Source organism: Phycisphaerae bacterium, assembly GCA_019636475.1.
Classification (GTDB): domain Bacteria; phylum Planctomycetota; class Phycisphaerae; order UBA1845; family UTPLA1; genus JADJRI01.
Map to the genome: position 1 here is coordinate 652,225 of JAHBXN010000001.1, position 25,599 is coordinate 677,823.

13 protein-coding genes are annotated in these 25,599 nt (G+C 59.3%); all 13 read right to left on the minus strand.

Annotation, left to right across the window (positions count from 1 at the left end; all coding sequences use genetic code 11):
- Positions 1 to 10 precede the first annotated feature (10 nt).
- Positions 11 to 8,599 (minus strand): tetratricopeptide repeat protein, encoded by an 8,589-nt coding sequence (locus tag KF841_02555; protein MBX3394228.1) that lies wholly within the window; start codon positions 8,597 to 8,599, stop codon positions 11 to 13.
- Positions 8,600 to 8,895: 296 nt separating this feature from the next.
- Positions 8,896 to 10,215, minus strand: a complete 1,320-nt coding sequence (locus KF841_02560; GenBank protein ID MBX3394229.1) for a hypothetical protein — start codon at positions 10,213 to 10,215, stop codon at positions 8,896 to 8,898.
- A gap of 201 nt (positions 10,216 to 10,416) precedes the next feature.
- Entirely contained in the window at positions 10,417 to 12,102 is a 1,686-nt protein-coding gene (locus tag KF841_02565; GenBank protein ID MBX3394230.1) for a response regulator, read from the minus strand.
- 331 nt (positions 12,103 to 12,433) lie between these two features.
- A complete protein-coding gene (locus tag KF841_02570) occupies positions 12,434 to 14,188 on the minus strand; it encodes a hypothetical protein (GenBank protein ID MBX3394231.1) in 1,755 nt (584 codons plus the stop codon).
- 243 nt (positions 14,189 to 14,431) lie between these two features.
- Positions 14,432 to 15,118 (minus strand): hypothetical protein, encoded by a 687-nt coding sequence (locus tag KF841_02575; protein ID MBX3394232.1) that lies wholly within the window; start codon positions 15,116 to 15,118, stop codon positions 14,432 to 14,434.
- A 36-nt stretch (positions 15,119 to 15,154) separates the two neighbouring features.
- Positions 15,155 to 16,078, minus strand: a complete 924-nt coding sequence (locus tag KF841_02580; GenBank protein ID MBX3394233.1) for a hypothetical protein — start codon at positions 16,076 to 16,078, stop codon at positions 15,155 to 15,157.
- An 83-nt stretch (positions 16,079 to 16,161) separates the two neighbouring features.
- Complete coding sequence (locus KF841_02585) at positions 16,162 to 16,587, minus strand: hypothetical protein (protein ID MBX3394234.1); 426 nt, start codon at positions 16,585 to 16,587, stop codon at positions 16,162 to 16,164.
- A 155-nt stretch (positions 16,588 to 16,742) separates the two neighbouring features.
- The gene (locus KF841_02590) at positions 16,743 to 17,081 is read right to left on the minus strand and encodes a hypothetical protein (protein MBX3394235.1); all 339 of its coding nucleotides are present in this window, start codon (positions 17,079 to 17,081) and stop codon (positions 16,743 to 16,745) included.
- Between the two features lie 257 nt (positions 17,082 to 17,338).
- A complete protein-coding gene (locus KF841_02595) occupies positions 17,339 to 20,725 on the minus strand; it encodes a heparinase II/III family protein (GenBank protein ID MBX3394236.1) in 3,387 nt (1,128 codons plus the stop codon).
- A gap of 492 nt (positions 20,726 to 21,217) precedes the next feature.
- Complete coding sequence (locus KF841_02600; GenBank protein MBX3394237.1) at positions 21,218 to 21,664, minus strand: PEGA domain-containing protein; 447 nt, start codon at positions 21,662 to 21,664, stop codon at positions 21,218 to 21,220.
- A 100-nt stretch (positions 21,665 to 21,764) separates the two neighbouring features.
- Positions 21,765 to 22,193 (minus strand): Holliday junction resolvase RuvX, encoded by a 429-nt coding sequence (gene ruvX / locus KF841_02605; protein ID MBX3394238.1) that lies wholly within the window; start codon positions 22,191 to 22,193, stop codon positions 21,765 to 21,767.
- Positions 22,194 to 22,255: 62 nt separating this feature from the next.
- Positions 22,256 to 23,329, minus strand: a complete 1,074-nt coding sequence (locus tag KF841_02610) for an NTP transferase domain-containing protein (GenBank protein ID MBX3394239.1) — start codon at positions 23,327 to 23,329, stop codon at positions 22,256 to 22,258.
- 63 nt (positions 23,330 to 23,392) lie between these two features.
- Positions 23,393 to 25,552, minus strand: a complete 2,160-nt coding sequence (locus KF841_02615; protein ID MBX3394240.1) for a UvrD-helicase domain-containing protein — start codon at positions 25,550 to 25,552, stop codon at positions 23,393 to 23,395.
- Between the last annotated feature and the right edge of the window lie 47 nt (positions 25,553 to 25,599).

The following is a 25,599-nucleotide window of genomic DNA, read 5'->3' on the forward strand; positions in this document are numbered from 1 at the left end:
GCCACAGCGGTCATTGCGCCTTTTGCACGGCCACGCCGCGCCCTTGCTGCTGGAATCTGCCTTCAAGCCACTGGCTATTCAACTCTTGCATTCGGCAATTATCCAGATCGAGATTTCCGCGATAATTCGCCTTCGACGAACCGGCGGTCTCTTTCCTCCCGATGCTGCCCTTCTCGTTCGGCTGCCTCGCCAATCGCTCAGCCAGGATCGACTCGCTTCGGTAGAACGCGAAATGCCCATTCGTGTCGCGGGCAATCGCCGTCACTGCGCCGCGAATATCGTCCGCGATAAACATGCCGCGCAAATCGGTCTCTCCGCTTACAAACCTCGTCATACCCGTGCCAATCACCTTCACATGCACACTCTTCTCTCCACCGCGCGTCAGGGCATCGACCACGTTGACGCGCGCCCGGCCGCCGGCGGGATCCTCCTGGACTTCGACAGCCAGCGGGGTGATGAGAACCAGGCCACTGGAATAAAAGTCACCAGACCGGCAGATCACAAGGTAGGCCCCCTCGACGGAATCGGCGCCATCCTTCCGACCGGCCAGATCGAGCGGAACGCGCTGCTGCTTGTCAAGATAGGTCTTATCGTCGTTCAACTGAACGGTCTCTTCGATAATCGGCTTGATGCCGGCAAGATTGACCGACGCGATCTGATTAAGGTTCTTCTCGACCAGCGCGAGCTTCATGAGATCGACGCGGTACACTTGCACAACGGCGTCTTTCACATTTCGGTAGCTGACCCGAACGAACGGCTTCATCGACACGCTCTCGTTGTATTCCCGTTGCGGCGAGTTTTGCTGGGTCGGCCTCTGTCCACGCGGCAGATTGGCGACGCTGAAAAGGCGCTCAAGCGCCACCGATTCGCGAAAGACCTTGTCATCTGGATGGAAGATCGTCACCTCAGGCAGACGGATGAACTTGTGCTCAAAGAACTCGACGGCTTCCGACGCATCCGAGAACTGCGATCCGACCTTCTTGTAATACTCGATCGCCTTCTCAATCTTTGACTGTGCGTGAAAAATCTGTCCCGCAATATAGAGCGCCAGCGACTTGTTCGGACTGGGTCGCGTCACGCCCTGATCATCCACGAATGTGGATTCGGAAACCTGGATGGCCAGTGTGAGGGCCTTGTCGAATTCGCCCAGATTGAAGTATGCCAGGGCCTGCATATACCGAAAACGGTCGAGCCACTTGCTCTGCGGGAAGAGCCTGATCAACTCCTCCGTGCGTGAAATGACGGTCTTGAAATCGTCGAGGTCCAGGTATGCGTTCACAAGCGAATACGACGCCTCGTCCACGGCCGGACTGTCGGGATAAAGCGTGACAAACGTCTCCAGCATGCGGATCGTTTCGGCCATGATCGATAGCCGCGTCACTCGCCGTGCCGCGCCCTCCGCTGTGCGGCGCGGCGACAGCGACGCGGCAGTAGCCGCTCTGGAATACAGCACTTGAGATGCTGCAAAGAACGTGCTCTGCACCTCGGGCGTATCGGGATAATCCCGCCAGAGCCGCACGAGAAAATCGTGTCCGTCCAGGAAACGCCCTTCCGCCTGGAGGACTCCGCCAACGGCCGTTTCGGCGATGAAAGTCGAATCGGCGGTCGCGCGATGAATCACACAGGCACGTTCCTGCTGTCCGGTGGCGGCGTATGCCTTTGCAACGCGAACAATCTCGGAGAAGGAAATCACGAGATCGCCGAATTTCTCTTTGAGAATTTCGAAGTAGTTGACAATTGCCTCGTTGTCGCCGATCTGCAGTGCGCAGGTGAGCAGCATCCGGACGGACTGCCGATAAGGCTCGTCTCTAAGCGTCCACGCCCCGGCAACCAGTTTCTTCAAATACTCCGATGCCGCCGCGAAGTCACCGTCGTCGAAATGGAATCGCCCGAACTCGTACAGCTCGTCCGGCGACAGTTGATACTCGTCAGGGCTTTTAGCGCCGCGCGGCAGGACGGTCAGTGTCTGGTCATCGCGATTCAGATGATAGACCTCGGGCCGATAGAGGCTGCGAAGAATTGTCGGCGGCAGGCGGTAGGTGCCGGGAGTGACAGCCACCATTTTGTAGTAAATCTGGCCCAGGTCGGCCACGTTCCCGTAATAGAGTGTCAGGACATTGTCTCGCACATCATACGAAGCATACGAGCCGCTGAGCGTGTCGGTCAGCAGCCGGAACCCCGCCGGAATCACCTCTTTGACAATGAGATAGTCGCGATCCGCCGCGTCACCGCGCTGAGTGTCCATTCGGCCGAACGAAGTTCGTGCCGACACGACCGTCCCGACCGGCACATGTTTCGCCACATTGGTGAACGAATCGTACCGGGCGGCAACTCCGAAACCCCTCCGAACCTGCCGGCCCCGGTACTCCATCGAAGGTGGATCGATCTCGCGCGGATTGACATAAACAATCTCATTTCTGGCTTCGACCGCGGTGGGATAGCACGCCCGGAATCCGGAGAGTGTCACCGAATAGGCACACTCACCGCGTCCGGCAAAACTGAAATCCACGCGCTGCCTGCCGGCGGCCAATTCATCACTGGAGAACTGAAAAACCAGCGATTCGGGCGTGTCGGAAGTGACTTCACCGACCGGCTTCCCATTGACTGACAGGCCCATCCTGAAATTCTCGCGATCGCGCTCACCGCGAAGATAGTATGTTGCCAGCGCCGCAATGACCGGCCCCTTCGCCTTATGCGGACGCCACCCGTCGGCGCGGGCGGCGCCGGCAAGATACGCGACCATCGAAGCCACACGATCGTTGCGGGGATCCACCTGAAGCTGTGCGAGCAGCGTCAGCGCCGTGACTTCCAACTCACTACGCATCCACGCGGAATTGTCCGTGCACCGGACCTCGCAAATCCGAACATTTTTGCGATTCGTAATGCTCGACTTGCGGGCCAACAACTCAAGCACTTCCGCTGCCATCGTGCCGCGGTCGAGTTTCGCGAAAATCAGTGCAAGATGCGCCAGACCCGCCGAGCCGAGGCTTTCGCGATTTCGATACAGCCGATTCACGTGACCGAAATCGATATCGTCAATCCACGCCAGGCCATGCAGAACAACCGTCTTCAGTTCAGCCTGATTCACCGCCGCATCGGCAAAGGACTTCTGCAGATAGGCACTCAGCCTCGCAACCGCGTCCGTTGCCGGTGCGTAGCCGTTATACTTCGCCTTTCCAAGTGACCACGCCACCGCCGCACTGACCCACGGATTTGACTCACCCACACTGCCGCACCAGGGCCACCCGCCGTCGTCGTTCTGGCTGGCCAGAAGCTGCGCGATCAGCCCGGCGACGCGCTCATCGAGCAGCACCCGATCCGATGTCAAACGAGGATCCTGTGCGGCAGCGTTGGACGCGAGATAATCCCCCGCATAAAGGGTGCCAAGAAGCACTGAAGCCGTATCCGCATGCGTCCGCGGTGGTGTCACCCGCCAGCGCTTCATTCCTACGTCGATACGGTTCCAGCGGCCGCCCATCTCGAGCGCCTCTTCGACCAGCCAACGCTGCATGGAAGAGCCGACGGCGACGACAAGTCGCATGTCATGATAGGCATGCTTCATGTCTTCAAGCTGGGGCAGCTCAATCTCAACAAATTCGGTGTCCTTCACAATTCCGGCTTGCTGGGATTCGATTCGCAGTCCCCAGGTCTGAACCGGAATCTCGACCTTCAACGAATCGGACAGCTCGCGCGCCCCGCTCCCGGCGTCCTGATTCTTCGCGACCGCGACAGCAGACAATGTCAGCGCAACCAGCTCACTCGCGGGAACTTCGATCGCATCGAATTCCACGTCGAACACGCCGCTTGATTCCACGTCCATGACTTTCTCGCCCGAGGCGATCGGCTCACCATTGGATCGCCGGGCTTCGAACTGTACCTTGATGCGTCCCGCGAACGGAGTGAGGCAGTGCACTTGTCCGCGCGGCACGAAGCGATCACCCTCAATGAGCATCGCCGGCGCGTTCCACTCGACCAGAAAATCGTTCTTACTGACAACCTCGGCCGACGCTTCTCCGACGATCGTGTCCCGTGTGGTTCCGCGCGCGATCAGTTTCCACGTCGTGCTCGAGTCGGGCAGCACGATCGTCACCGTCGCCTTGCCCTCCGAATCCGTAACGACCTGCGGATTCCAATACGCGACTTCCGGATAATACGTGCGAAACGGCGTCGCACGGACCGCCTCCCCGAGCCGTTCGTCAATCGCGCGATTGTCCATCTGTCCTGAACGAATCCATGACTGGCACGATTCAAAGAGCCGCCGCTGTAACTGCTGCTTGTACGCTTCGCGATCCGGCAAATCAGCGAGCCCTGCACGAACCATTGGCGCCACGCCCATGTCACCAAACTCGTCATCCTTCGACTCTGGTCTGAATTGGGCGGCCATCTGGCTCACTTCGTCCTTCATGGGCCTCGCCGAAACGCCGCCGAACAACGACGCGACACCCGCCGAGCCCGATCGCCGCTTCACGGCGGGTTGTGCGTTTGCATCGCCACCGGCTCCCTCACTCTCCACGGCCCCGTCTCGTCCCAGAATCAGTGCCAGATCAACGCCCCCCGCTGTCGGAGCCGGCGAGGCCGGGGGAGCAGCTTCGCCCGGCTTCCACGATTCCGCGATCCGACGCATTGCCCGAGAGTAGTCCTTTTCGTCGTCCGCCTCCGCTAGTTCGGCATCAAAATCCAGCACCTCCGTCACCATGGCGGTGGTCGCCGGACGATAAAGAAACGTACAACTCGATTGCGTCCGGCTGTCGGTCGATCGGCGGGCATCAGACTGAAAGAATGGCACGATCGGCGGCGATCTGTCCGCGTACTGTGCCAACAACGCGGCATCCACCATGGCCACGCTGAACTCGCCTTGAACCGGTTTGCCCTGCTGATCCGTCACCACGATGTCAACCGACATCTCGTCCCGCGGCCGAGCCGTCAATTGACGCGGCTTGATCTTCACACTCAGCTCGCGTTCGACTGTGAATTCCCGCGTCGCAATATGAAGTTTCCCGCCGGTCATGACGGCCGCGATCAGTTTGAAATTCGGGAAGTGAACATTTTCCACAGTCAGATCAATGGCATTGTGCCCCGGACGGATGGTCACCGTGCGATACTGGAAAACGCCATCACCTTCGCTCATCAATACGGCGAGGGCCTCGGGCGCAGAGCTGTCACCTCGCTCTACTCCACCGCTCTCGCCGATTCGCGACCGTCGAATCGGTTCGATCCGGGAATGGACATCCAGTGCGATGCGATCGCCCACGCGATAGTTCTCGCGATCTGAGAACAGCCGCAGGCGTGTCGTATCCTCGGCATCGGAAACAGTGAGCGATGCCTCCGCGGCCACAAGCTCGCCGCGCGTGTCACGTCCTTCCGCCCGAATGATGTAGATCCCGCCCTTTGCAAGTTTGAGAGATGCCCGACCCACGCCCGTGCCGGCATCCGTTGCAACCTCCGCCGATTCCGCGCGTGATTCCGACCACATGCCTTTTTCATAAGTTCTGCGGTAGGCCGTGACCGTCATCTTGCGGGCAGTCGGCCCGCCCTTCAGATCGCGCGTCTCGACCCGCACCTCGACCGGCTCTTCAGACAGATAAAGCGAGCGAAGCGTGGAAACGCCCGCCGTGAAGTCCCGCACCGCCACAAAGACTGTGTCCGCCGCCATCAGGTTCATGTCCGCCTGACGCGCGACGAGTTGCACCTGGCCATCTTCCGGGAGGCTGGCCGTCTCGAACTCAATCGCGATCTTACCGGTCTTGTCGGTTCGCCCGGCACGCCGTTCGACATCGCCGTTCGGAAAGTGCAGTTCATACTCCACTTCCTTGTCGATCACCGGCTCCCCATAGTGATACCGAACAAGAATATCGCCGGTCACGCGCTCGCCACGCAGCACAACGGGACGGGCAATATCAAATGCAATGAACGCCGTCGTCAGCCTGTAGGTCTCTACGCCAAAGCCGCCCTCGAATGCCGGCCCGTCGACACGACGCACGATGATTCGATAGTTTCCCACGGGCGCGTCGTCTGCAATCTGAAAAAGCGACGAAAACGTGCCGTATTCCGTCAGTGCAATCTCGTCCGCCCGTAGTGTTCGGCCCTTGGCGTCGACGATCTCGATCTTCCAGCGCAGGCGCTTGTCTTCAGGCTGCGCCGGCAGACTGTACGCGCCGCCTGCCACCTCGCGGAGTATGCCGCGAATGTTGACGCTATCGCCCGGACGATAGGCGGGCCGATCGGTGTAAATGTATCCCCGCGGCCGAAGTCCTTGCGAGAATGACAGACCCTCCAGGCCAAGTGCCGTGCCTGCGACATGAGCCCCGGCGGATCCGCCGACCTTCGCGAATACCGACAGACGTCCGGCATTTTTCAACTTCGCATCGGTCGAAGCAAAAAAACCGCCTTCGTCCGTCTGACCCTCGAGAATGACCGACGACTGATCTGCGATAAGAAGTTTCACACCGCGCATCGGCTTCATCTGCCGCATGTCCTGAACATACACCAGCACCTGTCCGCGCGATGACTGAACCAGTACGTCAATATCCGACACCAGCACGAGCGTTGTCGCCTGCAATCGAGTCGGCCGATCAGCGGCCAGCCCGGCCGGCGCCCCCTTGTCCTGCGCAGCGCTCTTCTCATTGCTGACATAGACGGCCCACGCTCCGGGAACCTTGCACGGAATCTCGATCGTCTGCGCGATCGGTCGATAGGGCGCGTAGTCCCTCACTTCGACATCAAAGGTCTCGTCCGGATCAATCAGGATCAGGTCGAGTCCTTCAACGCCATTGAGGGAGCGACCCTTGCGGAAATACTCCTCCATGTCGATGCGGTACATCTTGACCGTCAGACGATCTATATTCCGCACGTCCACATGAACGACGGGTTTCTCATCCGCGCGGTATGCCCGGTCTGTTCGAAGCTCCATGCTGACCGAGCGCATCGCCGAAAGCCGTTGTGCGGCAAGCGGCGCCATGGCCGACCAGTTCAACTTTTGATAAGCCGTGATCGCGCCGTCCAGATCAAATACATTCTCTTCCAGCGTTTGACCGATTCGATACTGCGCGCGTCCGGCGTCCTCGGTGCCGGGGTTCTTCTCGACCAGTCGCTTCCATGCCTGAATCGGAATGTTCCAATCCGGCACGTCGCCGGCATCCTTTCGCTTCATTTGCTCCCGGAACGCCATTTCACCGAAAGCGAACAGAATGCCGCTGGCCCGAGGGTCGAGCGGATACTTCTCGATAAAGCGTGCCCAGGCGCCTCTCGCGTCGTCGAAGCGCTCATCCGCCTGAGCGTCAGCGCCGATGCCATACTCCGCGTCGATAATCGCCTGTTGCGAACTCGCCCATTGCGGACCATTGGGATACTTTGCGATGTACTGGTTCCACGCGCCGATCGCATCCGCGTATTTTCGCTGCGAAAGCAGCAACTGGCCGACCTGAAAGAGCGCCGACTGCGAGAGCGCTTCAGCCGATTTGACGATGTTTGACTCCTCAGGACGGATCCGATCGCGATTGATCAGCGATCTGAATGCCGCAATGGCGTCATCGGTTCGCCCCTGATTACGGTATGCCACCCCAACATCAAACGCCGCGGTCACTGCCTCGGCCGATGCGGGGAATCGATCGATGAGTTCGTTCAGCACCTTCACGCCCGAATGAAGGCTGATCGAGTCGGGCGGCGTCGGAATCTGAAACGTCCGGGCGATCAGCAACTTGGCCTTGATCCACGCATCATCGCGACGACCGACAGCCGTCTTGTCCGCTGGCGTTCCGCCATTGGCCGATTCCAATCCCGACAAAAGGTCCTGAAGCACGCGACGCGCTTCCAGCCGATCATTGAGAAACAGCTTCGATTCACCGAGGCCAAGTCGCGCGTCGATCCAGTGCGCCCCGCCCCCGTCGGCCTTCCCCGGCATCGGCTGCTCTCCCGTGCGCAGCCTCCGGGCTTCGCGAAAGGCCGGGTCAAACTCCAGAAGATACGCTTCGAACTGATCGGCGGCCGGCCCATGTCTGCCCAGTTTCTGATTGCAGAGCGCCCGCTTGAAGAGCAGCGTTTCGCGAAGCGAACCGGTCGGTTCCAGTTCAAGCGATTTCTCATAAAAGGTTTGCGCACGTTCATAGTTCGGTTGCAGGAGCGAGTCCTTGGGCTTGAAGTACTCGTCGGCGAATTCAAGGTAGACTTTGGCGATCTCGCCTTTGCGTCCTTCGCTCACCAGCTCCGCAATCCGCGCGGCGTAAATCTTCTCGGCTTCAACAAACTGCTTGAGGGCAAAGTGCGCATCGGCGATGTGCATGCGAGCCTTGATCGTCCATGCACCGGCCGGAAACTCGCTGATCTGCCGCTCGAACACCGCGATCGCATCCGACAGTTTGCCCGAATACTGGAGGGATAGCCCCTGGCGATAGAGTAAGAATTCTCGCGAATCGGGCGTCGCGGACGACAGCGCCTTCTCGATCAGTGCGACTGCCCGATCATACTCGCGACCACGCAGAGCACGATTGATCTCCTGCTCGACAGCCGACTCGCCGGCCCGAACCGTCGAGACGTTTAGGATCACGAACAGACACGCAGCCACACAGAAAACGTGGATCGCGCCCTTCAGTTTTCGCATCATGGAAGGCCCCTCGAAGCTGATTGTGAATCATCCGCTGTGAGATCGCCGGATTGCCGCTGGCCCGTCAATGGCGGATCCCCTGATCCGTCCATGCGAGCCGACACCTGCCCTTTTCGCATCATTTGACGCCAAACATGCCCATCCGGTTCCCTATGATCATGATAATCGGTCCTCGGGCCGGAGTTGCACCGATTCCGTCAACCGGAGCGGACGGCCTGCCGCAGGGCGCGCCGGCCCGATTCGGGGACGAGTCCGATTAATGTGTAATTCACGACGATGATCCGGATTCCGGCGATTTAGTCCGTGCCGAAGAGAAGCTGCTTGCGATAGGTGCGAACGAACAATCCATGCAATCGCCCGAGGACATAGGTGCCATAAAAGAACACCGCCATGACCGCACCCCAAGCCAGCAGCGGCAGGGCGACATCCATCAGGCTGCCCTCGGTCGAACCGGCCCGCATTTTTGAAATCTGAGGCAGGAACCAGCCGAAGAGCATCGACGCATAGATATAGCTCAATAGACCGCCATACACGCACACGATCAACACCAGGAAAACATAGTGAACGTGGGTCTTAAGCACCGACTTCACAACAGCCGACGGATTCAAGGCCTGCCCGATATTGCCGAGGCTGATGCCGATCAGGTTCATCGGAATGAAGAACGAAACGAGCACCATGCCCACAACGAACGGCGTCGCGGCCTCCTCAAACGGCTTCAGCGGTTGATCCGTTCCGAGGGCGCTGATTACTGAATCAAATGAGCCGTCCATCGTCAGCGCGATCACCAGCGAAGTCATGGCAACGTAATAAACGGTGAGCACGAGGTAGGAAAAAAAACTCTTACCCCACTGGCTCGGGCTGAAAGTAAGTTTCGGCGGCTGATCGTCGCGCACGCCGGTCGTCCGAACGACATCAAAGAATGAGTGAATCGCGATTGCCGAAAAGAAGAAAACCTCCGCGCCGAAGATACCCATGAGGATAATCGCCACATTCGACAGATCGGCCTTCTGAACGCCCTGCTCCGTACCCACGTTGCTCTGTTCCATCAGCGACGACGCGCCGGTGATCACAACCACCGGTAGCATGGCCGCCAGAAACGCAATTCCGGACGCCGTCAGAATCGACGAAAGCGCCGGGATGGGATAGGTGAACGCGCTGGCCAGTTCCGTGTAGAAGCCCCCCTTGCCCGTTGCCGTTACTTCAACGCCGGTCTGCTTGACCTTCTTCCCGCCCAGGCCGGAACCGCTGCCGCCGACCGCCGGGATCGGCTTCCAGCAGTGCGAGCAAAGCAGTTCGACGTATGGATCCTTGGCCTTGATCTTCGCGCGGCAATTCGGACAGGTTCGATAGCCCAGCTTCGCTTCCGCCTCGGCGTCGATGCCCGCCTGTTCCTGCGTGGCGTGCGCGGCAAGTTCCTCTTCTGTCAATTGCGATCCGCCCTGCTCGAGCCGGGCAAGGTCTTCGAGATCGAGTTTGGGGGCGCCGCCGGCCCCCAGCGCCGCCGTGAGCGCCGGCACTTTGAATGCCTGATTGCATCCAGGACATCGAATCGCCTTGCCCGCGTACTTCTCCGGTATGGACAACATTTTCTCGCAACGCGGACAACGAATCTTCATGAGCGAAGAACCCCACTGCTAATCGGAAAGACTCCGGACCATTCGAGACGGCTCGCGTCCGACGAACGGCAACCCGGCGGTAGGTTACTGATAGAGCTTATCTTATAGATTTGCTGCGGACGGAGCAAATAGAGCAATGTCACGGAAGTCCGGTACGCGTTGGCGCCAGTCCGGGCAGGCGCGACGAACCGCCAAATGGCCCTATGTCGCGATGGGCGTAAAGGCCTTCCGAGCTTCCGACAGGAGTTGGTCCACTTTGAACGGCTTAAACAGAACCGCGTTCAGTCCGTCTTTTCGAGCACGGACGATCGAGTGATTCGGATCGTAGCCAAAACCGGTCATCAGGATCACCGCGCAGTTCGGATCAGCCTCGCGCGCCGCGGCGAAAACCTCATAGCCGTTCTTGTTCGGCATTTTGATGTCCGACAGGACGAGGTCGTAGTGGTTGTGAAGAATCTTCTCAACCGCTTCCGCGCCGTCAGAGGCCATATCGACGACGCTGCCGAATTTTCGGAAGACCCCCGAGACCGTTTCACGAATGATCTCCTCATCATCCGCAACAAGAATTCGCTTGCGAGAAAGTAACGGATCGGCCTCTTCACCGGGCCCGCCTTCGTGATTTCCGAGAATCCCTCGCGGCCGGACGACCTCCTTGACCTTTGCTTTGATCTTTGCAACGTAGTCGATGATGTTGTTCAGCCCGTGGCGCAGCGGATCGTGACCGATGAATTCGTCCTTGAGCGTGGTCGCTTCCGAGATGATGTCATTGAGCGGACCGGAGATTTCATCGAGCACGTCGTCAGCGACACGGCCGCGCACTTCGTACCGCTCGATCGTCAGCAGGTCGAGCATGTGCAGCGCCAGCGCGATCGACCGGCCGAGAATCTCGGCGAACTGTCGATCGTCTTCGTTGAAGGCGGCAAGCCGGTCGGACTCAATGTCAAATACGCCGATGATTTTGTCATTTAATCGCAGAGGCACGGTAAGCGAGCTTTTCGCCGTTTCCAGCCCTTGCAGATATCGCGGGTCCTTGGACGTATCATGACAGATGTAGCTCCGTCCCGTCGCCGCGACGAAGCCGCTGATGCCGTTGTTCTCCGCCGACGCAAAGATGTCGAGGTCGCGGCTCTTCTGACACATGCCATGCTGGAGCACGAATTCAAGCCGGTTGGTTTTTTTGTCAATCAATAACACCGCGAAGTTGTCGAAGTGAAGCAGGTCGCGCATGAATCGGAGTATTTTCTGTTCGAGCAGCGCGATTCGGTTCTCGACATCCATGCTCGCCAGCGATTCGGCATCGAGCTGCACCAGTTCACGGCCGGCCAGGTCGATCGCATCCAGCTTCTTCTGAAGGCGTCGACTATGCGTGACGTCCCAGACCACCGCCGTGAACTGCATGACCTCGTCCGTCAATGAGTCGAGTATCGGCGTGATGGTCACTTCGAAGTACTGATCACTCGCAACGGTAAGACTAAAACGACGAACCCGGGCATGTGCTGGTCGCCCGGGTTCCGTGGTGTACTGAGAATAGGCTTTCATGCAAGATTCGGACACTTGCGTGAGCAGGTCGTCCGGCAAGCCCTTCATTCGAGGGTTCGACCAGACCATTCGACCCTCTAAGTCCACGATGCAGACCCCCTGGCCGATGGTGTTGAGAATCATCGTCGCCTGCTGCTCGACGAGATTCCGTTCCAGAGCCATGAAATCGCTGTGGTCGCTTATGATCAGATCAAACCGGCCGTCACGAAGCGCTGACATCGCATCAGCAAATGTCTCGACAACGTGAACATCCGCCTCTTCACCGACGCGCGCAATCAGCGCAGCTCCGCGCGAGCCATGCTTGGATAGCAGAAGTACCTTCGGACGAGTCGCGATACCGTGAGTCATCAACCTACACTCCCACCCATTTCATCGGCTCCCACGGGCCATCCATGCGCGGAAAGCGGTGACAAAACGTTAAACCCGTATTGCTCCACTATTATTCTATCGCCTTAGCGGTTTGGATTCCAAGCGGTAGGGGAATTCCCGACCCGCGCGGTTGAAGTGGAAGATAGCGTCGCGCCGATTGCGCACAGCGCCGGCAGTGCATGAAACAGGCTCTTTTCCGAATCAAAGGCCCGATTGCGACGATCTTATGGGCCCCCCGGTACCCGGAATTCAGATGCGGGACCGGCAAATTCTGCCTGCCCCACAAACACATGCGAAGAACCGGCAACGACTATGTATTTGCCAGTCCCCGCCGGGCGCGATCGCTCTGATGGATCAGGAGCACCCACATCAAGAGCGACTGCCCAAGCGCGATCGCTGCATAAGCCCATACGGGCATCTGACCGTAGCCGGTCAACTTGATCAGCATTGCGATGCCGACCAGCGTCGAAACCGTGCCGAAGAAGGTCAGCGTCGACGCCGTGTAAAGCCAGGTCGAGAACTTGCTGTCCCAACTCAGACTCCGCGCTCCGAAAACAGCCGCCGCTACAAGGGCCACCACGGAAATCGCATACACATGCGTGCGAGGAACCACCCAGGACGTCAGCTTCACCTCCCACGTCTCCGATGTCGGCCAGATCGTCCAAAGCCAGTATGCGGCCGCGCCCGATACGATTCCAAGCGCAAGCACCACCCAGGTTCTGGCGCGTGCGTTGTCGATCAACATTCGGAGTCCCGCTGCGAAAATCACGCCGGCCATGAGCGCCGTCGCGTAGATCCACACATAAAGCAGGCTGATCCGGATCGTCGCCTTTCTTAATAACCCCTTGAGTTGCTCCGGTGAGTACGCCGGCCCTTCACCGCGACCATCACCCGAACCCAAAAACGGCAGCATCGATGCGGGGCCCTTCGCTGCGGAAGGCGTGCCGACTCCGGTGGTTGCACGGGCCGACATCGACATATCAGCGGCCTGCGAATAAGACAGGATCGCATCGCGACCCATTTCACGATCGACCGACAACGCAAATCCCAGCCACGCCACTGCAAAAATCACTGTCAATGCCCCGACACCCAGCGCCAAATGCACCAGTACGCCAGAAAGCAGAATCAATTCGCCCACCATCACCCATCGCCACGTCGGCACATACGCAATGTCACGGAGTTCGATCGGCGTCCAGTCCGTACCCTCGAAGGGAAATACCCTGAGCGCTCCGTCATGCACGCAGTAATACGCCATCGCGGCGAGAATGACCGCATTCAGGAAGTGAATCGTTCGACCGCGCGAGTTGACCACGCCGATGACCGTCAGCAACAGTGCGATTCCCCAGTTGCACTCCGCCTTCCAAACGCGCGCCAACTCCGTCGCTGATTCGCCCAGCCGCCCGATCCATGCCGGTTCACTGAACCAGCCGCGCAACACGCCGACCCCCGCAATCCCTGTGAATAACAGACCGATCACCGCTCCAAGCTTCGGTTCCTTCAAATCCGAGGCGGCATGCACAAGGTATGCAAGACCGACGCCAATCGTGATGAGGCACGGAAGCGTCGGCGAATCCCCGAACCAATGCACGAGTTTTGATTCGAGCAATCCGCTTGCGACATAGGCCGTTCCGCTGAACAGCATCGCCGACAGGAGGAAGCGAAGCACCTTTGTACCCGCAAGAAGCGCACTGATCGCCAACAGGACAACGCCGCCGGGCCAACGCGCCCACTCGATCCAAGACAGATTCACCGCCGTGCCGATCGGCTCGGTGGCGCCGGTTCTCGCAGCGCCCGCGGCGGCGCGGGGCCAGATAAATTCGCGCCATGCCTCTTCGGTTTGAAAGGCGACGAAAACACCGAGCATCGCAATCGCGAAGCCCAGAAGAATCACAAACAAGCCGCGCTGATTCGCCCGCCCGCTGCCCGAACCGCTGTCGGCATGAACACGGACCGTCGGAACCGCCGATTGAGCGACCGCCGGCTTTACGCCGGACGGTTCGATCGGCGGACGAAGCGAGTAAGTTCCGACATCAGATGGCGTGGTTGTGTGAGTCTGTGCGTTCATACGATGCAACTCGATCTCATTCCGGCCGCCAATGGGCGCGCACCCCGGGGCAGACGACGCCGACAGGCGACTATTACATATACAGTCGCATCGGCAGCGCGTTTCGAATGCACGATGGAATTAGGCGATGATCGCGGAGTATTCGGCGGATTATAGGACCGCGCAATTATGGCCGCTCGTTGCGTGCGTGGATGGCAATACTGATACCTTATTTCGCCTCAGAAAAAGCGATGAAAAACATCATTACTGGCCAAGTTTGGCGAGGAAATTCGCGACCTGGTGCGACGTAAAATCGTTCGCGGTTTGAACGCGGTCGATGATTGCCTGTGAATTCCAAGCTGTCGGAACCCCCCACCGCGCGTCCACTTCAATGAAGATCTGCCGCACGTCTTCAATTAACGTTTCGACTTTTACGGTGGCTTGCCAGTCCGGTTGACCCTCTCCCGGGAGCGGCGGAAGGAACATGCTGAGCCCCACGCCATGAACCGGCCGTCCGAGCGGCCCGAGCCGGTCATCGAGGTGAAGGCACTTTCCGCCGAGGAAAAGGCGCGCGTCCTCCGGGTCCGACTGAGCGGTCATGCGAATGACCACGCCGGATCCGACCATCACCTTGGGTTCGAAGACTTCCTCGATTACAGCCATCGCAAGGCGAAGATTGTCAAAAAAGACGGAGAGCGGTGCTGTTGGGAATGAATCCTCGAAATTGAAGCCGTCGCGCTGCACGCTGAATCGCAGGTGGCTGCGGCGATCACCGTCGCTCTGTGGAGAGAGCAGGCGCCATGCAGCAGAATTGAATTCCTGACGCTGCCAGTCGAAACCTTCGTTCGCCTTCTTCTGAAATGCCTGCTTCTGCGCCTTGTCCATCGCGGCGACGGGGGCGAAGCGCACCCCTGCATGAAGCCCTCGGGTCTTCAGCGTTTGCGGTCGCATATGCAGCTTCCCCCTTCATGCAAGGACGACACACAGTTAGTGCGACCGCTCCGGACTGCCGGGTGCGGCCCCATCACCCTGCGGAACCGCGTCGTCAACCGGAGGCGCCGCCGGCGCATCGCCCTCTGTCGGCTGCTGTTCAGTCGACTCGGGTGCCGACGAATTGGCACCTTCCGGTGAAATCGGGGAGTCATCGTCCATTGAAGCAGGGGTCTGCGGTGAACCATTCAACGACTCCGGCTGCGTCGGAGCGAGCGACGGCGGGACCGTCAAACCCGGAATGGCCGAAGCGCCGGAGGGCGCAGCCGGAAACTCCGGCATCGGCGGCGGCGCGGCAAACACAACAGGCTCGGCCCAATGCGAGAGCTGATTCAGGCGATAGGTGGCCTGCGCGACGAATGGAGAATCCGCAAGGCTCGGGTCAGCCTTGATCTTCTCGTACTGCTGCCGGGCTGCGTCGAAGTTGCCGGCGTCTTCGTCGAGCAAGGCAAGGCCGAACATCGCCGAAGCGCGCGTGACGGCGTCCTTGCTGGTTGTGGTCAGCGCGCGGCTGAAACCTTCCTTCGCGGCGGCCGCCATAGCCTCACGACTCATCTTTGACGGAGCGGAACCATCGGCCGGATTCAGCGGCCGTGTCAATTCTCCGAGGCATGCAGCGCCGATCCGCAACCACGCCATCTGAGTCACTTCGGGACTGATGCCCCGCCCGGCGACCGCCTTGCAACGTTCGATGAACCCGGGGAGGTCTTCATTTGTTGAATCAAACGACAACTCAGCGACATTGCTGTCAATCGTCGCCGCGCGGTGATTTGTATACCAGTAGCTCGCCATCACCACCACCAATGCTCCGACGATGACCGCCGTGAGCAGGGTGGAGTTGCGTTTGAAGGATTCACCCAGCTTATCCAGGTGCTGGGACAATTCGTTGGTGCGGAGTTCCTGTCGTCGTTCGGCTTTCATCTCGTGCCCACCAACTTTGCGCCGGCGGGACCTCCTCGCATTTGACTTACCACGGCACGAAACACTCGGCCGCCGCGGCTCTGTCAGTATTTTCGTTTGATCTCAACACCGACCTGCGTTTGTGTTCCGCGGCCCTTCGGCACGGTCTCGATTCGTACTTCACATTTTTCGTCGGCGTTCTGATAACTCAGGAAGTACACTCCGTTTCGGAGTTCTTCGCTTTGAAGCTCCCAACCGCGCTCGGGCATTCGGGCCTGATAGAAGTTCTTGACGGCCAGCAAGGAATCCTTGCCCAGATACAAATGACGAATCTCTCGCTTTCCCGGGCTGCGATCGTGCGTTGATCGGCGCTCGTCAAGCGAGAAGTCCCGCGGAACCGGGATGTCCGCCACATAAGGCTGAGCGCGGGAATCCAGGATCGTCGGATCGTTGGAGTGCTGCTGGCAGCCCGCCAGAGCAACCGCCGAAATCAGGGCAAAACCGAGCAACAAGCAAAGTCGAGCAGCCATATAGAACTCACCTGCTTCCGCCCCAGCGAATGAAACGTAACCATGCCAATGACATGGGCTTAACGGACCAAAGCTGCGTTAGCCTACGGCCCAGTCGCCCCCCTGTCAAATAATGAAACGTCACGGCGAACGCCCGCCCGAACTTCCTGGTTCGGTCAGTTGGGCCGTGCGGTGATCCAAATGACGTCGTCCCATGTAATGAAATAGACTTTCCCCTCGCCGAGACCCTTCACAATCAGGAATGCGTCGGTCGAACCTGAGAGCGTGCCGATCAGTTCACCCTGACTGGCGGTCGTGGCGTGGACCTCTAGCTTCATGTTGGCGTTTCCGTGTGATCCAAGCAGGCTTGCGAATTCCCCGTACCATCCCTTCTGCCCGCCGGAGGCCGGCTTCATCAGCGTCTGTGCCGGCGAAGTCTGATTCCAGCCGATGGCCACTCCAATCAAAAGTGCGGCGACGGCGACGACAAAGATGCGCGTCCATTTCGTGTTCACGAGAGTCTCCTTATTCGTGCTTGGCCAACCTTCAACGTTGCGAATTCGGGCGATCGCCCACGATTGGCCGGAGATTCTATAGGCAACCGCTGGATATGGTTAGCGTGTGATGACCGATGGGAGCCGGACGCTTCCGAATGATGGGCAATCATTCCACACAGACGTGCCGACAGACGTCGGAATCCACCGAGAGGAGAAACAAGGACTCCCGGCCGGCGCGGAACAGCAATCTCGCGACGAGAGGCAAGCAGACCGGATCAAGCGCCGGATTCGCCGAATCCTTCGATCTCGATCGTGTCTCCCGTACCGAAGTCCGCGATCCAGAGGTCTTCGCCCGCCGACAACGCCGCCGAGAAGGGAGCCAGGTTTGCTGTCGAGCGAAGAATGTATCGCGTGTACGAGACGGTCGATTCGATGCGTTCGGCGTGCGAGTAGTCCTGCCTGACGAGGAACATTCCTCGCAAGGAGGACGGGTACGGCGTGCTCGAAGTGGTCATGATGTGCTTTTCGGCGGTGAGCACCTGCGAAATCTTAATGCGACCGACGAGCAATTCCGAGTCGCCGCCAAGCGTGAGCGTCAGGACCGTGCCACTTCGTGAGGCGTCGATGATCGTATGCACGCTGCTGTGCAGGGCGTTGTATATCCGTACCGTGCGACCGACGAGTGTGGCCGGATCGAACGCGGAAGTCCCGACATCCGCCGTTACGGTCTTTGCGGAATAACTGAGCGTCGATACCGTGCCGGTCAGCGTCTGCGGCACGCTTAATGCCTGCGAGCCGGTCAGATGCGATCCGCCGGCCGCAAATGCACGTTCCCAGGTTGCGCCGACTCGCCCGAGCACAGACACAGCGGCATCGCTGGTCAGACCGGGCTCGAGCGTATAAGTAGCGCCCGGCTGGGCGGCAACTGAGATGGTGTCCGTCGTCGCGCCGCGCGGGACCTTCAGAACGACGGTTCGATCGGCGCCACTTCCGAGTGCGGCGTCCGTGCTGACAGTCACCGGCCCTGTGATGATTGGCGATCGGGCAAGTTCCCACACGGTTACAAATGTCGTGCCCGATGCGTCCGCATAGCGTCGGAGCAGCATGTACTTCAGCACTGCGGGAATGATCTGAAGGGGTGAAGCGCGGCCATCGGCGACCACCAGTTCCTGTCCGGCATTTGGCGCGACATGGACGCGCAACATGCTGCCGTCGGTGTGGCTCCAATTTCCGGTCACCATGTTGCTGTGCGGCGAGCTTTGCCAGTTGTAGAGGAATGAGTATCCGCTGTAGAACGAGTTGTAACTTGGCGGGCCAGCCGCCGAGCCATTGTTCGCGCCATATGCGGTGAATGGACCGGCGAATGTTCCCCCGGTGACTGGCGCGGAGAGGTTTTCGCCGGACAGCGCAAAGCCGCCTTCATGTCCGTGCAGGCTGAGCACATGGTGCCCGCCACCCTTCACCCGGAATACATCCACGAGGTAGGCATCCTCGCCCACTTCGACGAGGACAAGCGTTCGCCGATACTGGGAGGTATTGGGATAACTGGTGGGCGCGTCCACATCGACGACGCTGAGATTCGTGCCACGATGGAATCGCAGCACTGTACCGCGATCGTTCCCCTCCTGAGGCACACCATCGACCATGACCGTGTTGTGGCTGATGGTGTTTGCGGTCCAACCGAATCGGCCCGGCGTCGTGGCGTCCGCGAAGTCGGGATAACCCAGATCGGGCGAAATACGTGAACCGTGGGCGAATAGCTCGATGTTCAGCCGATCCTTGTGCCCGTGGTGCGACCGGATGCCGTAATTCATACTAACGGCGACTTTGTCCGACCGATTGTTCAAAATGGCCATGCCGTAGCCGTCAAGCACGCGGCTTTGCTTGACCGGGTTGTAAAGCTGGGCATCCGCCAATGCGGCGTCAAAGACGTATTCATTCACGCATTCATCGAATGAGTTGAAAGGCAGATCGTCCTGTGGATGAAATTGAGCCAGCGCCCAGGCATACCGCGGGTCGCGCGTGATGCGATAGGCAATTTCGTAGGTTGAGGTCGGCGGCAGCATCTCCCGGGTGTAGATGTTTCCGGAGTCGCCGTTATTCGGGGTGAAGCCGCCTGCGCAAAGCAGTTCGAGCGGGGCATCGAACACGCGCGACATACGAGGCAATCCGAAGAGATCGATGCCCAACTGCGGTCCGATCTCGGCGATTCGTGAGAAATTCTCGACCCAATAGCCGTTATAGTTCGGCGAAGTGACAATCGGGAACCCGTCCTTAAAAATCACGTTGTAGAGTGCGTAATTGAAGCCTTCGTACGTGGCGGCGGCACTTGACTTGGCGAAGACAAGATTGCGCATGACGGATTCGGCCTGCGCGCTGTCTCGGACCAGCGCGGCGTGCATGATGGCGTTCTGGTGGGCGCCATAGGTGCCGTCGATGTCGAGCCGGTCGAAGGCTTCGAACGACTCTTCGAGCAGATTCGCCTCGATATTCCGCCGTATCTCGAGCGAGGTACGCCAAGGCAAGCTGATGGGATTTTGTCCGACAAGGGTGTCAAACACCAGGTCGTATGCGATTGCGAGCGACCGCAGATTCTGGTATTCCCAGAGTGAATTGACGATCTTGCCGGCTCGCTGACCGTAGATCGCGCTTTCGCGCGATTGGGTTCGGTAGTTCATCGACGGATAGACCGAAGCGATCCGATCGAGCATCGCGATTGCCTTGCGGGCATAGATCCGATCGCCCGTCACCGCGTACGCCTGCGCCAGCTTGAGCACGGCCGGGATCCATGTATTTCGATAATGCCAGTGCACGGCATAAGCGACGAACCAGTACTTGCGGCCGTTGTTCGGATTGCGCCAGCCAAACCCATCGTCGGGATACGAACCCTGCAATCGCGACTGATCGATCAGTCCGGTGCGGTAATAAGCCGTGAAATCGTTGCTGGGGTACACTTCATTTCCGACAGGACACTTCAACTGATATGGGCGCTCGCGGTCCAGGATCCATGGATATGAGCCGTAGGCGTAGATGGCGGTGCCGTGAATGGGGCACCCGTCGGTCGATTCCGAAACGTCGATTGCGCGCGGAACCCGATGATCGGGAATGATCAGGTTCAACTGCTCGTCCGGCACGGAAACCCAGTAGTTGGCCCAGTCGATCAACTGCGCCTTGTAGGTGATGGAATTCGGATGTGTTGATGTCAGCATGCGCAGCTGCGCGAGCTGTTCGACGGAGTATTCCCGAACCCGCGTCTTGAGCGGCCACTGCGGCGTCCTCGAGTAGAGCGGCTGGCCCACGTTCGGCGCGATCTCGGTTGTGCTCGAGATTTCATCGCTGATTCCGATCTGACCGCTGCCGTCCGGCGGACAGGATGGGCACACACCCGGCGGGCCGGGAGGTTCCGGTGGATTGGTCGTTGGGCCGCGTGGCGTCGCATCGTCATTTCCGAGCGTGTTGTCCGACTTGGTCGCGCCGCCTCGAGATGAGATGTCCGAAGCCAGCCCGCTTTGCAGCAGCTCGGCGTCCTTCACATCGCAAGCCCCGATGCCTGCGCATGCGCCGATGAGGAGCGCGCACAATCGCACCGAGGTCGCTCGCCGCGGATTGTGCATCCGAATCGGTCCGAAAAAGCGGAGCCCGTTACGAAAGTTGCTGGCCACCTGACTTCTCCAAATTACGCAGATTCCTCTCCATTACTTACGATTCAAGCCGCGTGCTCTGCAAACGCGCAACGCGTGCAATGGGCTGGTCAGGGAATTTTCTGATGGCGATGGGACGCTTCGGACATCGGCCGCCGGCGCAGGCAAGGCACTTGCGGCGCAGTCCACAAAAAATGGCGGTGTGCTCAGTGCGGTACTGAGTCTTTCGGACACCATTCGGGTCCGAATGCGCAGTTCACCTTGCGGCGCGCAAGCACACGCTCCCGTCCGCAAATTCAACCATCAGACGCCTGATGGACTATCGAGTTACTTACGGCAGAATCGTCCGTGGAACGACAGCGACGTCCCGCCTGATTCCCCTCAGGGTCCTGTAATCATGCCAAGAGCGAACTACGAAATCAATCAATAAATACCTGAGGAAAAGTGACAGTTGTCTCGCTTCGGCGCGCACGAAGCGTGTGCAGGCAAACAGCATTCGAAGTGTGCGGTGGCCTAGTCGACGACCGGCGCATCCTGAATTGCCCGCGTGCGAAGCTCTTCGCTCCGACGGAGCAGGTCGTCCTTGGTCGGAACCTCCGCAGGCTCGAGGACAAACGTGTCTATGACCTGATCGTCGCGAATCGTAAAGGGAACGAGGCACTCGGAAACCAGGTCGATCAGAGGCCATTGATACCAGGGAGCATTGAGCCGATGGTGGGTGGAAAGCGTTTTGTGGCCGTCCTTTCGGATAATGATGTCGTAGTCGCCATACCAGGTGAAGGGCACGCGAACGGGCGATTGACCGACCTCCTGATCGTTCAGGACCACCGTCGCACCCTGCGGTTCGGTATTGATGGTCACGGTTCGCTCAACACAGGAACAGATTATCAGGGCCAGGCCACCCAAAGGGACGAGGGCCGCACGGACGATTCGATTGGGGCAATCGGTGAGTTTGATCATCTGTGATACCTCCGAAACGGTCCAGATGCGGCGTAGTGTAGTCCCGTGCAGGGCTTTGGCAATTCGTGCGCCATGCGCCCGGCGGATTCGCCAATTGCGGTCATGGCGACGGCGATTGACCGCAATCAAGGTAGGCCTGAAGAATTTTCTGGGCGGCGATCCGGTCAATGAGGCCGCGTCGCCTGCGACGATCGACATTGGCGGCACCAAGCACTTCATCCGCAGCAACAGAGCTGAGCCGCTCGTCCTGGAGATGCACGGGCCTTTTTGATAGTCGAGCGAGTTCATGGGCAAAACGGCGGGTAAGCGCGGTCTGCTCACTCTCGCTGCCGTCCATGTTGAGCGGTAGACCCACGACCAACTCGCTCGCCTCCTCCGACATCGCAATGTCCGCCACATTTCGGGCATCTCGAGTCACATCGTTGCGGCCTTCAACCACGCGAAGCGGTATCGCCAGGCGCACCTGCGGATCGGCAATTGCGATGCCGATCCGCTTTCGGCCGTAGTCAATTCCAAGAATCTTTGACATGGGTGCGACTTCAATCGGACGCAGGAACTTCCTGGAAAGCGACAAGTTTCAATGCGAGTTTCCTATGTAAACCGCCCATCATGCTCACGCTCAAGCCTTGCAACGAGTTCGCGGATATCCTGAATCCGATCTCGACGACAGACCAGAGTCGCATTGTGGCTGTGAACGACGATCAGATCGCTGACACCGATGGCTGCGATCAAATGTTCGCCTTCGGCCACGACGATCGTGTTGCGGCTATCCATCAGCTCGGTGTTCGCTGCCGCGCGAACGTTGTGTGCCTCGTCCGAACTGAAAACATGCTCCAGCGCGGTCCAGTTTCCAACGTCGTGCCATTCGAACCGGCCTTCGACAACCAGCACGTTCTTTGCGTGTTCCATCACAGCGAAGTCAATGCTGATCCGCGTCAGCGTCGGATACACTTCGGCTGCGGCACGGGGACCGTCATACTCGTACCAGGACCTGCCGAGCGTGCGAACCGCCGAATGCGTCTCGGGCAGTCGCCGAGCGAATTCGGCAAGAATCGTCTCAGTGCGCCAGACAAACATGCCGCTGTTCCAGTAGTGCCGGCCCGACCTGGCATAGCTCCGTGCAGTCTCCAGATCGGGCTTTTCGCGAAATTGCTTGACTCGATAGATCCGCTCGGCCACGGGCTGTCCCCGCTCAATGTATCCGAAGCCGGTATGCGGCTCCGTCGGCCGCAGTCCGATCGTCAAGAGCGCGTCGGGATGCGCAGCGACGGCATCAAAAGCCGTGCGCACGTCCTCCGCAAAGACGTTCGCGGGCCGGATGAAATGATCGGCGGTGAAGACCCCCATGACCGTATCGGAATCCCGCTCGTGGAGGATGGATGCTGTCAGGGCGATGGCATTCGCCGTGTCCCGGCCGATCGGCTCGCCGATCAGGTTTTCCGGCGGAAGAGCAGACACCTCGTCGGCGATGGCCGGCAGATGCGATGACAGCGCCACGATGTAGATATCGTCCGCGGGCAGAAACGTGCTAAGCCGATCATAGGCGCTTCGGAGCAGGCTCTGTCCGCCGACGATATGCAGTAGCTGTTTGGGCCGGGCGATCCTGCTGAGCGGCCACAAGCGGGTGCCCGACCCGCCCGCCATGATGACTGCGACGGTTCGCATGCGCATCAGCCTAATGCAGGAGCCAATCCACGGCCAGTGACAGCGAAATCTGTTCGGCGCATGTCAATCATCGATTACATACAGAGAGACATGATCCAGGGCAAACGATCGCTCGCCATATTCGCGAAAACTGATGCGGATGTACTTCGACCGCAGACGCGACTCCACTGCCACGACCCGACCCTCGCCATAGTCATCATGACGTACCCGGCAGCCCGGATAATACGATGTGGAATCAAACGACACCGCATCCCGATAGTATCGCCCGAGATGTGAGCGACTGCGGTCCCGCTCCACTTCGAATCGCTCGAAGGCGAGCTCGTCTGCGGGCAATTCATCGAGAAATCTGGATTCCAGCACGCGCTCGCTGATGCCACGGATCGTCCGATACCGAACGTGTGAGAGCGTCAGCCGCCGCATCGCCCGCGTGATCCCGACGAACGCCAGCCGGCGTTCCTCCTCGAGTTCCATCGCGTCACCGCCGCTACGGATCGCCCGACTGTGAGGGATCAGTCCCTCCTCCACGCCGACAATGTAGACAACCGGGAATTCAAGACCCTTCGCCGCATGAAGCGTCATGAACGTGACCGACCCGCCGTTCAGCTCCATTCCGTCCGTGTCGCTCACGAGACTGATCTGATGCAACCATTCATCCAGTGTTCCGCCCGGATTCTCCAGATCGAACTGCCGTGCGGCCGACACCAGCTCCTCGACGTTCTCAAGCTGCTCGTTGTCCGGATCGCTTCCTTCGCGAAGCGAGGCCTCAATTCCCGTTCGCTTAAGCAATTCCTCCATGATCGGCTGTACCGGTGATCGGGGCAATTGGCGGAGTGTCACCAGCAATTCTCCGAATGCGGCAAGCTTTTTCTTCGCGGCCTTGAATGCTTCATCCTGACCGGCTCGCAGGACCGCCTCGTAGAAGGTGAAGCCCCCGCGGCCCGCAAGGCTGTGCAAACGGTCTATGGTCACTTTTCCGATGCCGCGTGATGGTGTATTGATCGCCCTCAGGAGCGCCGTCTCGTCCGCTGGATTAACGATCACCCGAAGGTATGAGAGTACGTCCTTGATTTCCTTGCGTGCGTAGAATTCGACGCCGCGCGCGATCTGATATGCCACATGTGCCCGGCGAAACGCGTCTTCCAGCGTGCGTGAAAGGGCATTGACCCGGTAGAAAATTGCCACGTCGCCCGGCCGGCCGCCTTGCGCACACCAGGCTTGCACGTCCTCGACAATGCGCTGTGCCTCGTGTCTCTCATCCTCGCAGGCCCAAACCCGGACGGGCTGACCGGCATCGCCTTCCGTCCACAGTTCCTTCTTCTTGCGATGCTCGTTATTTGAAATCAGTTTCGAAGCGGCCGACAGGATCAATCCGGTGCTTCGAAAATTCTGCTCAAGCCGGACGACCGCCGCATCCGGATAATCCGCTTCGAAATCCAGGATGTTCTGCATGTCCGCTCCACGCCATCCATAAATGGACTGATCGGGATCACCCGTCGCACAAATATTGCGATGGCCCTCGGCCAGCCGCGAAGCAATGACGTACTGCGCATGATTCGTGTCCTGATACTCATCGATGAGCAGATATCGAAAACGAATCGATAGCTCGGCGCGAACCTCCGCGTTGTCATTCAACAGCCGGGCGACGAGCATGAGCAGATCATCGAAATCAACCGCGTTCTGCTTCGTCAGGATTCGCTGGTACGCTTCGTAGATTCGGGCATAGGTCTTCTGCTCGAAACTGTACGCCTGCACAGCGTACTCCGCGGGAGTCAGCAGTCGGGTCTTGATTTCACTGATCGCCGGCAAGACTGCCGCGGGGCGCCAGTTGTCCGTGTGAAGCTCGCATTGCTTCACCGCATCGCCCACCGCCGAACGACTGTCCGCCGTGTCAAAGATCGTGAAGTTCGGTTGAATGCCGGCCATCTCGCCGTATTCGCGAAGCAGTCTCGCGCACAGCGAATGAAACGTGCAAACCCACATTCGGCCACCGACACCCAGCGATTCAATGCGTTCGCGCATCTCGCCGGCCGCTTTGTTTGTGAACGTGATCGCAAGCACTTCGCCGGGATGCGCCTTTGTCCGCGCGATGTACGCCGCGCGGCGTGTGATCACCCGCGTCTTGCCCGAGCCGGCGCCAGCCAAAACCAGCAGCGGGCCGTCGGTATGGGCAACCGCCTCACGTTGTGGCGGCGTCAGGTTTTCCAGAAGTTCGCTTGCTGACATCTCGTGAATCATAGGATACCCGACGATCCCAGCCGTCGCGACCGCTC

Bases quoted from the DNA above. Each gene is read 5' to 3' on its own strand.
- KF841_02555 (MBX3394228.1), bottom strand. From the start codon at position 8,599: ATGATGCGAAAACTGAAGGGCGCGATCCACGTTTTCTGTGTGGCTGCG.
- KF841_02560 (MBX3394229.1), bottom strand. From the start codon at position 10,215: ATGAAGATTCGTTGTCCGCGTTGCGAGAAAATGTTGTCCATACCGGAG.
- KF841_02565 (MBX3394230.1), bottom strand. From the start codon at position 12,102: ATGACTCACGGTATCGCGACTCGTCCGAAGGTACTTCTGCTATCCAAG.
- KF841_02570 (MBX3394231.1), bottom strand. From the start codon at position 14,188: ATGAACGCACAGACTCACACAACCACGCCATCTGATGTCGGAACTTAC.
- KF841_02575 (MBX3394232.1), bottom strand. From the start codon at position 15,118: ATGCGACCGCAAACGCTGAAGACCCGAGGGCTTCATGCAGGGGTGCGC.
- KF841_02580 (MBX3394233.1), bottom strand. From the start codon at position 16,078: ATGAAAGCCGAACGACGACAGGAACTCCGCACCAACGAATTGTCCCAG.
- KF841_02585 (MBX3394234.1), bottom strand. From the start codon at position 16,587: ATGGCTGCTCGACTTTGCTTGTTGCTCGGTTTTGCCCTGATTTCGGCG.
- KF841_02600 (MBX3394237.1), bottom strand. From the start codon at position 21,664: ATGATCAAACTCACCGATTGCCCCAATCGAATCGTCCGTGCGGCCCTC.
- ruvX (MBX3394238.1), bottom strand. From the start codon at position 22,193: ATGTCAAAGATTCTTGGAATTGACTACGGCCGAAAGCGGATCGGCATC.
- KF841_02610 (MBX3394239.1), bottom strand. From the start codon at position 23,329: ATGCGAACCGTCGCAGTCATCATGGCGGGCGGGTCGGGCACCCGCTTG.
- KF841_02615 (MBX3394240.1), bottom strand. From the start codon at position 25,552: ATGTCAGCAAGCGAACTTCTGGAAAACCTGACGCCGCCACAACGTGAG.